General features: G+C 65.4%; 10 protein-coding genes. 6 read left to right on the top strand and 4 right to left on the bottom strand.

Annotated features, from left to right (window positions below; all coding sequences use genetic code 11):
• Nucleotides 1-100: 100 nt before the first annotated feature.
• From dnaA to R2J76_RS00025, 5 genes are all read left to right on the top strand, one after another.
• A complete protein-coding gene (gene dnaA, locus R2J76_RS00005) occupies nt 101-1,480 on the top strand; it encodes a chromosomal replication initiator protein DnaA (RefSeq protein ID WP_316413724.1) in 1,380 nt (459 codons plus the stop codon).
• A gap of 226 nt (nt 1,481-1,706) precedes the next feature.
• Nucleotides 1,707-2,834 carry a DNA polymerase III subunit beta gene (gene dnaN, locus R2J76_RS00010; RefSeq protein ID WP_316413725.1) on the top strand — a complete coding sequence of 376 codons (1,128 nt, stop codon included), beginning with the start codon at nt 1,707-1,709 and terminating at the stop codon, nt 2,832-2,834.
• Between the two features lie 35 nt (nt 2,835-2,869).
• Nucleotides 2,870-5,377 carry a DNA topoisomerase (ATP-hydrolyzing) subunit B gene (gene gyrB / locus R2J76_RS00015; protein ID WP_316413726.1) on the top strand — a complete coding sequence of 836 codons (2,508 nt, stop codon included), beginning with the start codon at nt 2,870-2,872 and terminating at the stop codon, nt 5,375-5,377.
• A gap of 60 nt (nt 5,378-5,437) precedes the next feature.
• A complete protein-coding gene (gene gyrA / locus R2J76_RS00020; RefSeq protein ID WP_316413727.1) occupies nt 5,438-8,050 on the top strand; it encodes a DNA gyrase subunit A in 2,613 nt (870 codons plus the stop codon).
• Between the two features lie 143 nt (nt 8,051-8,193).
• Nucleotides 8,194-8,322, top strand: a complete 129-nt coding sequence (locus tag R2J76_RS00025; protein ID WP_316413728.1) for a hypothetical protein — start codon at nt 8,194-8,196, stop codon at nt 8,320-8,322.
• On the opposite strand, the gene R2J76_RS00030 is transcribed toward R2J76_RS00025, so the two are convergent.
• Genes R2J76_RS00030 through R2J76_RS00045 form a run of 4 tightly spaced genes read right to left on the bottom strand, consistent with a single transcriptional unit; the run spans nt 8,315 to nt 12,533 of the window.
• Complete coding sequence (locus R2J76_RS00030; protein ID WP_316413729.1) at nt 8,315-10,414, bottom strand: tetratricopeptide repeat-containing diguanylate cyclase; 2,100 nt, start codon at nt 10,412-10,414, stop codon at nt 8,315-8,317. The genes R2J76_RS00025 and R2J76_RS00030 overlap by 8 nt on opposite strands.
• A gap of 22 nt (nt 10,415-10,436) precedes the next feature.
• A complete protein-coding gene (locus tag R2J76_RS00035; protein WP_316413730.1) occupies nt 10,437-10,874 on the bottom strand; it encodes a gamma-glutamylcyclotransferase family protein in 438 nt (145 codons plus the stop codon).
• A 9-nt stretch (nt 10,875-10,883) separates the two neighbouring features.
• Complete coding sequence (locus R2J76_RS00040) at nt 10,884-11,270, bottom strand: response regulator (RefSeq protein ID WP_316413731.1); 387 nt, start codon at nt 11,268-11,270, stop codon at nt 10,884-10,886.
• An 18-nt stretch (nt 11,271-11,288) separates the two neighbouring features.
• Nucleotides 11,289-12,533 (bottom strand): serine hydroxymethyltransferase, encoded by a 1,245-nt coding sequence (locus tag R2J76_RS00045; protein WP_316413732.1) that lies wholly within the window; start codon nt 12,531-12,533, stop codon nt 11,289-11,291.
• Between the two features lie 98 nt (nt 12,534-12,631).
• On the opposite strand from R2J76_RS00045, the gene purB reads away from it, so the two are divergent.
• On the top strand, nt 12,632-14,083 hold the full coding sequence (gene purB, locus R2J76_RS00050; protein ID WP_316413733.1) for an adenylosuccinate lyase: 1,452 nt from the start codon (nt 12,632-12,634) through the stop codon (nt 14,081-14,083).

Below are 14,083 nucleotides of genomic sequence, written 5' to 3' on the forward strand. Positions count from 1 at the left end.
CCCGAATCCAGACCGGAGTTCCGGGACCAACCCGACGCCAGGCCCGCTGCGGTTTTTTCCGTACCGGGCGCCGCCGGTTCACCGTCGAAAAGGGCTTCCCATGCAAACGAACGATCCACATGCCCTCTGGGAAACCCTCCGCAAAGGCCTGTCCTCCCACCTCCCCGAGCGCACCTTCCACGACTGGATCGAGCCGTGCAAGGCGGTGAACTTCGACGGGACGACCCTCCTGATCCAGGTGCCGTCGCCTTCCGCGCGCATCTGGATCGAGCAGCAGCTGGCCGAGGAATTCCACGACGTCCTGGTCCAGTGCGACCTGGCCAACCTGCGCCTGGGCTTCATGGTCGCCGGCGACGCCAAGGCCCCCGCCCAGCCGGCCAAGACGAAGAGCACCCACGCCGCCGTCCAGGAAACCCCCCTGGATTCACCCTTTCCCCAGGGTTTCCACCGCTACACGCTGGACCGGTTCGTGGTGGGTCCCAGCAGCCAGCTGGCCTTCGCCGCCGCCAACGCCGTCGTTGAAAGCCACGGCAAGCCCAATTCCACCCTCAACATGAATCCCCTCTTCATCTATGGAGGATCGGGACTGGGCAAGACCCACCTGATGATCGGCATCGGCAAGGGCCTCCTGGCCAAGGCGCCCAACCTCAGGGTGGCCTACCTGAAAGTGGACAACTTCTTCAACGAGCTCACCATCGCCATCCGGGCCAAGAACACCGAGCCCATGCGCAAGAAATACCAGCAGAACGACCTCCTGCTCCTGGACGACGTGCAGACCCTGGGGAAGATGGAACGCACCCAGGAGGAGATCTTCTACATCCTGGAGTACCTCCTCCAGTACGGAAAACAGATCGTCATCACCTCCGACAAGCCCCCCCAGCGCCTGGAAGGCCTCCACGACCGCCTCATCACCCGGTGCAAGTGGGGTCTCACCGCCGATATCCAGCCCCCCGATTTCGAGACCCGGGTCGCCATCCTGCGCAAGAAGCTCGATGACGAGGTCTTCAAGGACCTCCCCGAGGTACCGGAGGACGTCATCACCTTCATCGCCCACAAGGCCAAGGGCAGCGTCCGCGACCTGGAGGGGCTCCTGACCCGGGTGGTGTTCCAGAGCAGCTTCCTGGGCGTTTCCCCGAGCCTGGGCGTGGCCCAGGAGGCCTTCCTGGGCCAGACGGGCTCGGAGGCCACGGCCTCCATCTCCATGGAGCGCATCTGCCGCATGACGGCGGAAACCTTCAACATCTCCTTCAACGATCTGATGAAGAAGAAGACCCGCCAGCAGGTCATCCTCCTTCCCCGCCAGGTGGCCATGTACCTCTCGAGGGAGCTCACCGCCGCCTCCTTCACGGAAATCGGAAACAGTTTCAACGGAATGCACCATTCGACAGTCATGAACGCCATCGAGTCCGTGAAGAACCGCATGCAGAAGGACGCCGATTTCCACAAGCTGGTGCACTCCCTCCTGAATAGCATCCAGTGATAAAAGGGGAGTTACTTTACTTTTCCACAGCCCGTCCCGGGCCCCCCTGTGGACCCCGTGTGGAGAAGTCGCCCACGGGGCCTCCCACCCCGCCGCTGCCCCCCGCCAATCCGCAGCCCCGCCTCCGACACCCACACCTGCCCAGAGTCCTCTTTTCTCGATACACTAAGGGTTTGACCGTCATTTCCGCAGGTTGGCCCGCCACTCAGCATAATCAGGGTGAATCATGAACTTTCAAGTACAGGTCTCCAAGGAACGTCTTGATAAGACGCTCGGGATACTCAAGCACGCGCTGGAACGCAGGGTGACCCTGCCCATCCTCCAGCACGTCCTGCTGGAAGTTCAGGATCACGAAATGACGCTGAAGGCCACGGACATGGAACTGGCCTTCGAGGCCGTCCTTCCGGTGGAGGGCCGGGGCAACCGGACCGTCGCCATCCCCGGCAAGAAGTTCGTGGAGACGGTGCGGGTCTATCCCGAGGGCCTCCTCACCCTGGAATGGCCCGACACCGGCAACCGCATCTGGCTTCGGGCCAAGGGGTTCAACTCGGAGCACAACATCCAGCCCGGAGAAGGCTTCCCCGAGCTCCCCAAGCCCGAGGCGGGCCTGCCCAGCGTGGTGGTGCCCTCGGCCCTCTTCCGCAAGGCCATCAACCTGGGGTCGATCTCCGTCAGCAAGGACGCCACCAAGCCCGCCCTTTCCGGCGTGCTCCTCCACATGGGACGCAGCTTCATCCGGGTGGTCTCCACCGACGGCTTCCGCCTCGCGGTGGTGGAGGTTCCCATGGAGACCGGCCTGGAGGCCGATGCGCGCATCATCGTGCCCCGTCGCGCCCTGGACCTCCTGCCCTCGAGCCTGGGCGACGACGGCCAGCTCACCCTGTCCTGGGACGAGCGCAGCCTCTTCATGGACCAGCCCGGGCTCAAGTTCTCCACGCGCCGGGTCACCGGCAACTACCCCGCCTACGAAAAGGTCCTCCCCTCCGAACTGCCCCGGAAGGTCATCGTGGACCGCGAGGATTTCCTCAAGACCCTCCGGGTCGTGGGGCTCAAGAAGGACGACTACAACAAGAACGTCCGGCTCTTCTTCGAGTTCCCCAATCTGCGCGTCTTCTTCCAGCACCCCGACGAGGGCGTCAACCAGGGCACCATCAGCTTCACGGGCGAGGAGAACCCCCTGGAGCTGGCCTTCAACATCGACTACCTCACGGAGCTCCTCGAGCGGATCCCCGGCGAGGAGGTGGTCTACCAGTTCAAGGACGATGTGGGCCAGGGCATCTTCATGTCCCCCAGCATCGAGGACATGAGCTTCAGGTACATCCTGATGCCCGTTAAGTTCGCGAATCCCAGCTAGCCAACACCCCCGGAAACCAGGAAAAGCGAGTTTTGATGACCGAAGAAGTGAGCAAGGCCAAACAGCAGGAAACGGAAGCCACCTACACCGCCGACAACATCACCGTGCTGCGCGATCTGGAAGCCGTCCGGAAGCGCCCCGGCATGTACATCGGGGACACCGACGACGGCAGCGGGCTCCACCAGATGGTCTACGAAGTGGTGGACAACGCCGTGGACGAGGCCCTGGCCGGGTACTGCACCCGGGTGGACGTCTACATCCATGACGACGGCAGCTGCTCCGTGGAGGACAACGGCCGCGGAATCCCCACGGACCTCCACAAGGAGGAGAACCGGTCCGCCGCGGAAGTGATCATGACCGTGCTCCACGCCGGCGGAAAGTTCGACGACAACTCCTACAAGATCTCCGGCGGCCTCCACGGCGTCGGCGTCTCCTGCGTCAATGCCCTTTCCCAGCGCCTGTGGCTCACCATATGGCGCGACGGGAAGGAGCACGCCATGACCTTCACCCAGGGCAAGGCCGACGCCCCCCTGGCCCTCCTGGGGCCCACCACGCGCCGCGGCACCCGGGTGCGCTTCAAGCCGGACGCGGAGATCTTCCACCTCAAGCTGGACTTCTCCTTCGAGGTCCTCAGCCAGCGCCTGCGCGAACTGAGCTACCTGAACAAGGGCGTGCATATCCGCATCACCGACGAGCGCAGCGGGGAGCACCACGATTTCTACAACGCCGGCGGCATCGACGCCTTCGTGGAGCACCTGAACCGGAACAAGGCGGTCCTGCACAAGCCCCCCATCCACATCGAGGACACCAAGGCCGATATCACGGTGGAGGTGAGCCTCCAGTGGAACGACTCCTACCAGGAGACGCTCTTCTGTTTCACCAACAACATCCGGAACCGGGACGGCGGCGCCCACCTCGAGGGCTTCAGGGCTGCCATGACCCGCGTAATCAATACTTACGCAGAGAAGAACAACCTGCTCAAGTCCGCCAAGGTCGCCCTCTCGGGCGAGGACGTGCGGGAGGGCCTCACGGCGGTCATCTCCGCCAAGGTCCCGGACCCGAAGTTCAGCAGCCAGACCAAGGACAAGCTGGTGTCCAGCGAAGTGAAGGGCATCGTCCAGACCATCGTGTACGACCGCCTCACCAGCTTCTTCGAGGAGAACCCCCGCGAGGCGAAGGCCATCCTGGAGAAGGCCATCGAGGCCGCCCGGGCGCGGGAGGCGGCCCGGAAGGCGCGCGAGCTCACCCGCCGCAAGGGCACCCTGGATAGCGCCGGGTTGCCAGGCAAGCTGGCGGATTGCCAGGAGAAGGACCCGGCCCAGTCGGAGATCTTCCTGGTGGAGGGTGATTCGGCCGGCGGCTCAGCCAAGCAGGGTCGCGAGCGGCGCACCCAGGCCATCCTGCCCCTGAAGGGCAAGGTACTCAACGTCGAGAAGGCCCGCTTCGACCGCATCCTGGGCTCCAACGAACTACGCATCCTCATCCAGGCCCTGGGCACGGGCATCGGCGCCGAGGATTTCAAGGTGGAGAACCTCCGGTACCACAAGATCGTCCTCATGACCGACGCCGACGTGGACGGGGCCCATATCCGCACCCTCCTGCTGACCTTCTTCTACCGCCAGATGCCCGAACTGGTGCTGCGGGGCCACCTGTACATCGCCCAGCCCCCCCTCTACAAGGTCAAGAAGGGCAAGCAGGAGCGTTACCTGAAGGACGAGCGGGCGCTGGAAGAGTACCTGTTCAACAAGGCCCTGGACGGCTGGGCCCTCACCCTCCCCGACGGCAGCGAACACCAGGGTCCGGCCCTGGTGCGCGAAATGAAGAAGTGGGGCGAGGTCAAGCACCTGTATGAAAAGCTCGACCGGCGCGGCTACGCGCGGCCCCTGGTGGACGCTCTCCTGGACGACGGTCTGCTGGACGAGGGCCGCTTCGGCTCGGACGAGGAGCTGGGGCAACTGATGGTTCGCCTCCTGGCCAAGCAGCTCGGTGAATGCGAACTGGAGACCCTCCCCGCGGAGGTGGTGGAAGGGGAGACCCTGCCCGCCGTGCACCGCCTGCGCCTGACCCGCATGCACCTCTCCCGGCCCATCACCCTCTGGATCGACGAACAGGTCTCCCATTGGGGCGAGTTCCGGCGCCTGAAGGCCCTTCACAACGACCTGGCCAGCTTCCAGGGCGGGGGCCTCAAGCTCCGCCGGAGCAACGCGCCGGCCGCCCCAGTGGAAGGCGAGGAAGCGGACCAGGGCATCTCCTCCAAGTCCAAGGAGATGAACTTCGCCAACGCCGAGGAGATGCTGGCCATGATCCTCGAGGAAGGCAAGCGGGGTCTGGGCATCCAGCGCTACAAAGGACTGGGTGAGATGAACCCCGAACAGCTGTGGGAAACCACCATGGACCCCACCCGGCGCACCCTGCTCCAGGTCCAGGTGGACGACGCGGTGGAGGCCGACGAGATCTTCACGATCCTCATGGGCGACACCGTGGAGCCCCGCCGGCGGTTCATCGAGAACAACGCCCTCCTGGCCGAGAATATCGACGTATAGCATCCCTTGAAAACAAAGCCTTTTTCGCCCCTGTTCCACGTGGAACGAATGGAAGCCTGAATGACCCAGAACCAGCGAATCGAGCCCATCGAGATCGAAAAGGAAATGCGGAAGTCCTACCTTGATTACGCCATGAGCGTGATCGTGGGCCGGGCCCTCCCCGACGTGCGCGACGGCCTCAAGCCCGTGCACCGGCGCGTGCTCTACGCCATGAAGGAAGGCGGGAACGACTGGAACCGCGCGTACAAGAAATCCGCCCGCACCGTGGGCGACGTCATGGGCAAGTACCACCCCCACGGGGACTCGGCCATCTACGACACCCTGGTGCGCATGGCCCAGCCCTTCTCCATGCGCCATGTGCTGGTGGACGGCCAGGGCAACTTCGGTTCCATCGACGGCGACAGCGCGGCGGCCATGCGCTACACGGAGGCCCGCCTGTCCCGGCTGGCCAACGAGATGATGTCGGACCTGGAACAGGACACCGTGGATTGGGGTCCCAACTACGACGACAGCATGGAGGAGCCCCTGAGCCTCCCCACCCGCTTCCCCAACCTGCTGGTGAACGGCAGCCAGGGCATCGCGGTGGGCATGGCCACCAGCATCCCCCCCCACAACCTGCGGGAGTGCTGCAACGCCCTGGTGGCCCTGGTGGACGACCCCACCCTGGGCCTGGACGGGATCATGCAGTTCATCAAGGGCCCCGATTTCCCCGGCGGCGGCCTGATGCTGGGCACGGAAGGCGTAATGGAGGCCTACCGCACCGGCCGCGGGCGTTGCATCGTGCGGGCCAAATCCCATGTGGAGCAGATCAAGCGGGCCGGAGACCGGGAGCAGCTGGTCTTCACCGAACTCCCCTACCAGGTGAACAAGGCCACCCTGCTGGAAAAGATCGCCGAACTGGTGCACGAGAAGAAGATCGACGGCATCAGCGACCTCCGGGACGAAAGCGACCGGGAAGGCATCCGAATGGTGGTGGAGCTCAAGAAGGGCGAGGCCAGCGATATCGTCCTCAACCAGCTCTACCAGCAGACCCAGCTCCAGAACTCCTTCCCCATCACCATGCTGTGCATCGTCAACGGCCAGCCCCGCATCCTCACCATCCGGGAAGTGCTGAAGGAGTTCATCGGGTTCCGCCGCGAGGTGGTGACCCGGCGCACCCTCTTCCAGTTGCGCAAGGCGGAGGAACGGCACCACATCGTCATGGGCCTGCAGATCGCCCTGGACCACCTGGACGCCGTCATCAAGCTCATCCGGGCGGCGGCCTCCCCCGAGGAGGCCAAGCAGGGCCTCATGGACGGCGCCTTCACCACCGCCGCGGCCATCAAGAAGAATCCCGGGCTCAAGCTCTCCGAGCGGCAGGCCCAGGCCATCCTGGACATGCGCCTCCAGCGCCTCACGGGCCTGGAGCGGGAGAAGATCCTGGAGGAGCTGCGGGAGCTGGAGCGGACCATCGCTTCCCTGAAGGCCATCCTCAACGACGACGGCCTCCTCATGCAGGTCATCCGGGAGGAGTTCAAGAGCGTCGCCGAGCAGTTCGGCGATGACCGGCGCACCGAGATCTCGGCCTTCTCCGGCAATATCCGCATGGAGGACGTGGTACCGGACGAGGAGATGGTGGTCACCATGTCCAAGGCCGGCTACATCAAGCGCACCGCCCTGGCCGCCTACCGCCGGCAAAAGCGGGGGGGCAAGGGCAAGCTGGGCATGAAGACCAAGGATGAGGATTTCGTCGAAAGGCTCTTCCTCACCAAGGCCCACGACACGCTCCTGGTGTTCACGGACCGCGGTTACGCGTACGCCCTGAAGGTCTACGATCTCCCCGAGGCGGCCGCCTCCACCCGCGGCAAGCACATCAAGAACCTCATCTCCCTCAAGGACGATGAAAAGGTCGTGACCCTCATGGCCCTGCGGGAATTCCCGGAGGACAACCACCTGATCTTCGCCACCGCCGACGGCACCGTGAAGAAGACCAGCCTCAGCGCCTACGCCAACATCCGGGCCAACGGCCTCATCGCCCTCAACATCGACGAGGGCAACAGCCTGGTCTCGGTGCGGGTGTCCAACGGCAGCCAGCAGATCCTGCTCATCAGCGCCCTGGGCAAGGCCATCCGCTTCCCCGAGGAGGATGTGCGCGCCATGGGCCGGACCGCCACCGGCGTCCGGGGCATGCGCCTGGGCACGGGTGACGCCATCGTGGATATGGAAGTGACGGATTCCCTGCCCGATCTGCCGGAAGGGGAGGTCCCGGACGAAAGCACGGCCGCCCACGGCATGCTTCTCACGGTCACCGAAAAGGGTTTCGGCAAGCGGAGCCTCCTGCAGGACTACCGGCTCCAGGGCCGGGGCGGCACCGGGGTCATCAACATCCGGGCCGGGGTCCGGAACGGCAAGGTGGTGGGTTCGGTCCTGGTGAAGGAGGGGGAAGGTTGCCTCCTCATTTCCCAGGAGGGCATGGTCATCCGGTTCAGCATCGATGGGGTGCGGAAAACCGGCCGGGCCGCCATGGGGGTCAAGCTCCTTTCGCTGCCTTCGGACGCCGATCGCGTGGTTGGCCTGGCCAAGATCGACGCCAGCGCCCAGGCCCTCGATGAGGAGGAAGACGGCGCGGAAGGCGAAAACGGCCAGCCAGGGCCCGACGAATCGGGCGAGCCCCAGAAGCTGGGCCTGGATTAGACAGTTGAACCACCGGCGGCGCGGGACCCCCCGGAGGGTTCCGCGCCGCCCGTGCGTCCTGTTGAATTTTCCCTGGCGGACCCCGGCGGGCCCGGGGAATCGGACCCATTCTTGGGGTGCCATCGGCGGGAAAGGAGGCTCCCGTGCATTTCCATGCCCCGTTCCACCCCTTCCAGCACCACCCCATGATCCCGGCGGCCTACGTGGCGAACCTGGTCCTGATTCTCCTGGGCATCCTGGTGGCCCTGCTCATGGGCCCCTCGGCTACTTGACCCAGGTGATCCGCTGGTCCTTGCGGCTCTCGGCCTTCAGCACGCCCTGGGCCACCAGTTCGGACACGTCCGGATAACCCGCCATGATTTCCTGGAGCGGCGTCGGGGTATCCATGGCCTCGTGCACCCCGACCCAGGTGTTCCGGCCCATCGCCTTGGCCGCATAGAGGCACTGATCGGCCACTTCGGCCACCTTCTCCCAGGCCACCTTGGACGGCTCCCGGCGAAAGAAGGGGTAGGAGGCGAAGCCGATGGAGCAGGTCTTGTGGATCTGCACGCCATTGCCCAGGTCGAAGGGGAATTCCTCCACCCGGCTGCGGATGCGTTCGGCCACGACGTGGGCGTCCAGGCGGGACGTATGCTTGGCGACCACGAAGAATTCCTCCCCGCCCCACCGGACCACGGTGTCCGAGTCCCGCATGGTCTGGGAGAGGATGCCGGCGAACTGCTTCAGGACGTTGTCCCCCGCGACGTGGCCGAAATTGTCGTTGACCGTCTTGAAGTGATCGATATCGATCATCATGAAAACCACGTCGATATTGGCGACCAGCCGGTCCTTGCCGCCTTCGGTGGTTCCGACCCTCCTCATGCGGATGACCTGGGCGAGGTCCTCGGCGATGCGGGTGGTGAGGTAGCGGCGGTTGGCGAGGGAGGTCAGCGGGTCCCGGAGGCTCATGTCCGCGAGGGCCTTGTTGGCGGATTCCAGACGGCGGCGGCTCAGCACCAGCACCCCCGCGGTGCCGAACCCCAGAACCCCCAGGGCGATCCAAAGGATGCGCTGCCGGGCCTGATTCCGTCCGTCCCGGTGGAGGGCCTCGATCTGGAGCTGCTGTTTGTCGTTCTCGAAGGCGGCGCTGGAATCGGCGATCTGTTTCAAGTCCTGGGACTTCATGAGGGAATCGGACAAGTTCTTGAATTCCACCATGGTTTCGTAGGCCCTGCGGTAGTCCCCGGCGAAGGCGTATTCCTCGGCGAGGTTTCCGGTGATCTCGGCCGTGTCGTTGACGGCCTCGGTCTCCCGGAAATGGGCCAGGCCCTCCTGGATGGCCTTGAGCCCTTCGGCGCTGTTTCCCAGGCGGTTCAGGGCGATTCCGCGATTGACCTGACAGACGGCGACAGAACCGGCGTCCTGGGCGGCGGTGGCCAATTTCAGGGCCGCGTCGGCATATTTCAGGGTCGAGCGGTAGTCCTTCTTGCCCAGATAGACATCGGCCATATTGACCGAACAGACGAGCTTAATATTGGACGCATGAACCTTATCCGCAAGATCGACGGCAATCTTCATTTCCGCCAGTTGGCGGGTGGAATCTCCGGAGGAGCCCAGGGCGTTGGCCAGGGAGAGATGGAATTCGGCCTGCAGCGCGAGGTCGCCCAGGCTTTCGGCCATGGCGATGGCAGCCCGGTGGGAGGCCACGGCATCCTCGAAGCGCAGCATGATGACGTACAGATAGCCCATCTGGTCCAGGATCCTGGCATGCCCGGCGGTGTCACCCACCTCTTCACTTATCCGCTGGGCCTTCTGGAGCACGCCGATGGCCTCGGGCAACCTCCCCAGGTTCCGTTGCGATGTGGCGAGGCTGCGGTAGGCGCGTTCCAGGAGGCGCCCCATTTCCAGATCCCGCGGGTTGTCCTTCCGGTAGGTTTCCAGGGCAGGAAGGAGGGCCTCCACCGTCTTCTTGGCCTCGGCGAAGCGTTCCGTCACCGAAAACAGGGAGGCGGCTTCCACCTCGAGGAGGAAGTGATCCCGCGGGTTGCCCGTGGCGCGGATCAGGCGCCGGGCGCGGTCGGCCAGGTCCCGGGAGGTCGCGAATTCCTTGAGGACGATGCCATCCTGGACCCGCCGGATGAGGAACCAGGTTTCCGCGGCGGGGTCCGGTTCCTTGGCGATGAGGGCCAGGGCCTCATCCTCCCAGGCCAGGGAGGCCGCGGGGTGGGTACGATTGTCAGCCTCGATCTTCTTCCTGAGTTCGTTCAGTTTGCGATTGGACCAAGGCGCGGTCTGGGCGCCCAGGCTGGTCGCTGGGAGCAGGCAAACCAGGGCCGGGACCCCAAGACACCAGGTGGCTGCGTTTCTGCGGAACCGTGAAGGCATAGATTCAATATACTGGGAACCTTCACTCCCCAAGGTATTCTTTCCAGTCCCCGGTGGGCAATTCAACCCCCTCCCGCTCCAGGCGCGTCAGGCGGTCAGGGGGAAAGACATAGACCCAGGCGCCAAAGCGGTGCCCCGAATCCAGGACCACCGGGATGACCCTCCGCTCGAAAAGGCCCCCCTCCACGTCCTCCACCTGATCCAGATCCTCCAGGGCGCTGGCCAGGGATGCCTCGTCCTCGTAGCCGGCGAACTCCCCCGCGACCCAGCCCGGACCGGGGGGGCCGAGGGGCGGTTCGTCCCCGGGGACCAGGGCCGGGATGCCGTGGGCGGGGAGGTGGAATAGCCGGCCCGGAACATGGGCCCCGGTGAGGCCCTCGGGGTTCGTGCGCAGGAGCCAGGAATGGGCCCGCCCACCCTCGCGAAGGGCGCCGTAGACGAAGACCCCATCCGCCTCCATGGCCCGGACTCACGGCTCCGCGGCCAGGAGCCGGCTCACCTGCTCCAGGAGGTCGCGGCTGCGGTAGGGCTTGGCGAGGAAGGCCCGGGTGGGGGTCGTGCGGGTCAGTTCGGGCCGGGTGTCCGGCGAGAAGCCGCTGCTGATGAGAATCCGGGTCCTGGGGCTGGCCTGGAGGATCCGGTCCATGACCTGGAACCCGTGGAGGCGGGGCATCACCAAATCGAGGATGACCAGATCAAAGCCCCCCGCTGTTTCCAGGAACAGGTCGAGGCCGGCCTGGCCATCCACGGCTTCCGAAACGGTGTACCCGGAATTCTCCAGGATCTCCCGCGCCATCTCCCTGATCAGCGGCTCGTCATCCACCACCAGGATCCTGCCTTTGGCTGGGCTTGCCATGGGAGGTTCCCTTGGGTCCTATTCGGGGATGGGGAAGAGCCCGGTCTGCTCGAAGACCTCCTGGCGGATGCGGGCCGTGGAGGCCTCCTCCGCCCGGAAACGCAGGGCCAGGTCGATCCATCCCGCGATGCGCTCCATCTCGGGCTCCTTCATGCCCCGGGTGGTGATCGCGGGCGATCCGATGCGGATGCCCGAAGGCTTGAGGGGGGGGTTGGGATCGAAGGGGATGCCGTTCTTGTTCACGGTGATGCCGGCCTTGTCGAGGGTCTGTTCGGCCTCGTTGCCCAGGATGCCCTGCTGGAAGACGTCCACCAGCATCAGGTGGTTGTCGGTGCCCCCGGAGACCACCCGCCAGCCCTTGGAGGTGAGCGCCTTGGCGAGGGCCGCGGCGTTGCGCACCACCTGCTCCTGGTAGGCCTTGAATTCGGGCTTGAGGGCCTCGCCCAGGGCCACGGCCTTGGCCGCCACCACGTGCATGAGGGGCCCTCCCTGCACGCCGGGGAAAAGGGCCCGGTCCAGGTCCTTGGCGAAGCGCTCCTTGCAGAGCACGAGGCCGCCGCGGGGGCCGCGCAGGGTCTTGTGGGTGGTGGTGGTGACGAAGTCGGCGAAGGGGACGGGGCTGGGGTGGTGCCCGGTGGCCACGAGACCCGCGATGTGGGCCATGTCGACCATCATGAGGGCGCCCACTTCGTCGGCGATGGCCCGGAAGGCGGGGAAATCGAAGGTGCGGGAGTAGGCGGAGGCGCCCACGACGATGAGCTTGGGCTTGTGCTCCTGGGCCAGGCGGCGGACCTCGTCCATGTCCACCTTCTCGGTCTCCCGGTCCACGTGGTACCCGACGAACTTGTAGAGGATGCCGGAGCTGTTGAGGGGGTGGCCGTGGGTGAGGTGGCCGCCGTGGGCCAGATCCAGGCCCAGCACGGTGTCGCCGGGCTTCAGGATGGAGAAGTACACGGCCATGTTGGCCTGGGCTCCGCTGTGGGGCTGGACATTGGCGTGTTCGGCCCCGAAGAGCTGCTTGGCGCGGGTGCGGGCCAGGTCCTCGACGGTATCGACGTTGACGCAGCCGCCGTAGTACCTGCGGCCGGGATAACCCTCGGCGTACTTGTTGGTGAAATGGCTGCCCATGGCCTGCATGACCGGCCTGGACGCGTAGTTCTCGGAAGCGATGAGCTCCAGATGATGGCGCTGGCGCTGGACTTCCAGCTCCAGGGCCTGGAAGATGGCCGGGTCCGCGACTCGCAGGGCTTCGTACATGGGCATGGTGTCACCTCATAGGTTTCCGACTGAAATCTTCTCACAAGAAGGCCATAAAAGCGCGTTCCCGTCCGATCTGCCAAAATGAAGGGGAAAGGTGGCCCATGCCCATTCTGCCCCCCAGCGATGCCCGTGAACTGGAAAGTTTTGAACATCCCCTCGCGTCGCGGTACGCCTCCAAAGCCATGGTGCGGCTGCTTTCGCCGCTGTACCGCATGCGCGTGTGGCGGCGGCTGTGGATCGCGCTGGCGGAGAGCGAATCCGAGATGGGACTTCCCGTGACGGTGGAGCAGATCGCGGAAATGCGGGCCACGCAGGACGCGGTGGACCTGGAGGCCATCGCGCGTTTCGAGGCCTCGCTGCGCCACGATGTGATGGCGGCCATCCACGCCTGGGGGGAGCAGGCGCCTTCGGCGCGCCCCATCATCCACCTGGGGGCCACCAGCTGCTTCGTCACGGACAACGGGGATCTGCTCATCGCCGTGGAGGCCCTGCGGCTGATCCGCCGTCGCCTCCAGGACGTCATCGCATGCCTGCGGGATTTCGCCGCCGCATGGCAGGACCAGGCCTGCCTGGGCTTCACCCATTTCCAGCCGGCCCAGCCCACGACCGTCGGCAAGCGAGCGACCTTGTGGATCCAGGATCTGCTCCTGGACCTGGAGGATCTGGACCACCTGCTTCGCACCACGCCGGTGCGGGGGCTCAAGGGCGTCACCGGCACCCAGGCCAGTTTCCTGGAGCTGCTGGACGGCGATGGGGCCAGGGTGGAGGCCCTGGAGGCGCGGTTCTGCGAAAAGGTGGGTTCCCCCGCCATCCCGGTTTCCGGCCAGACCGCCACGCGCAAGCTGGAGGACCGCATGGGCCAGGTGCTCTGCGGCATCGCGGCCTCGGCCTCGAAGTTCGGCTGCGATCTGCGCCTTCTCCAGCACCTGAAGGAGGTGGAGGAACCCTTCGAGAAGAACCAGATCGGATCCAGCGCCATGCCCTACAAGCGAAACCCCATGCGAAGCGAGCGCATCGTGAGCCTGGCCCGCTTCGTCACGGGGCTCCTGCCCAGTTCGTACCAGACCACGGCCACCCAGTGGATGGAGCGCACCCTCGATGATTCCGCCCATCGCCGCCTCACCCTGAGCCAGGGGCTCCTGGCCGTGGATGCGATCCTGGTGCTGTACCGCAACGTGGCTTCGGGCCTGGTGGTCTACCCCCGGATGATCGAGGCGCGCCTGGCCTCGGAACTGCCGTTCATGGCGGCGGAACTGCTGCTCATGGAGGGGGTGAAGCGCGGGGGGGACCGCCAGGACCTCCACGAGCGGTTCCGGGTGGCCTCCATGGAAGCCGGCCGCCGCATCAAGGAGGAGGGGCAACCCAACACCCTTCTCCGGTTGCTTGCGGAGGATCCTGCGTGGAACATGAATGAAACGGAACTGGCGGGTATCCTGGATGCCCGCCGTTTCACGGGCCGCGCCGGGGAACAGGTTCGCGCCTTCCTGGCCCGGGATGTGGCCGCCGCCCTGGCGGATCATCTTCCCGCCGATGCCGCCTCCGTACGTGTCTAG

The organism is Mesoterricola silvestris (assembly GCF_030295405.1).
GTDB classification, from domain to species: Bacteria; Acidobacteriota; Holophagae; order Holophagales; family Holophagaceae; genus Mesoterricola; species Mesoterricola silvestris.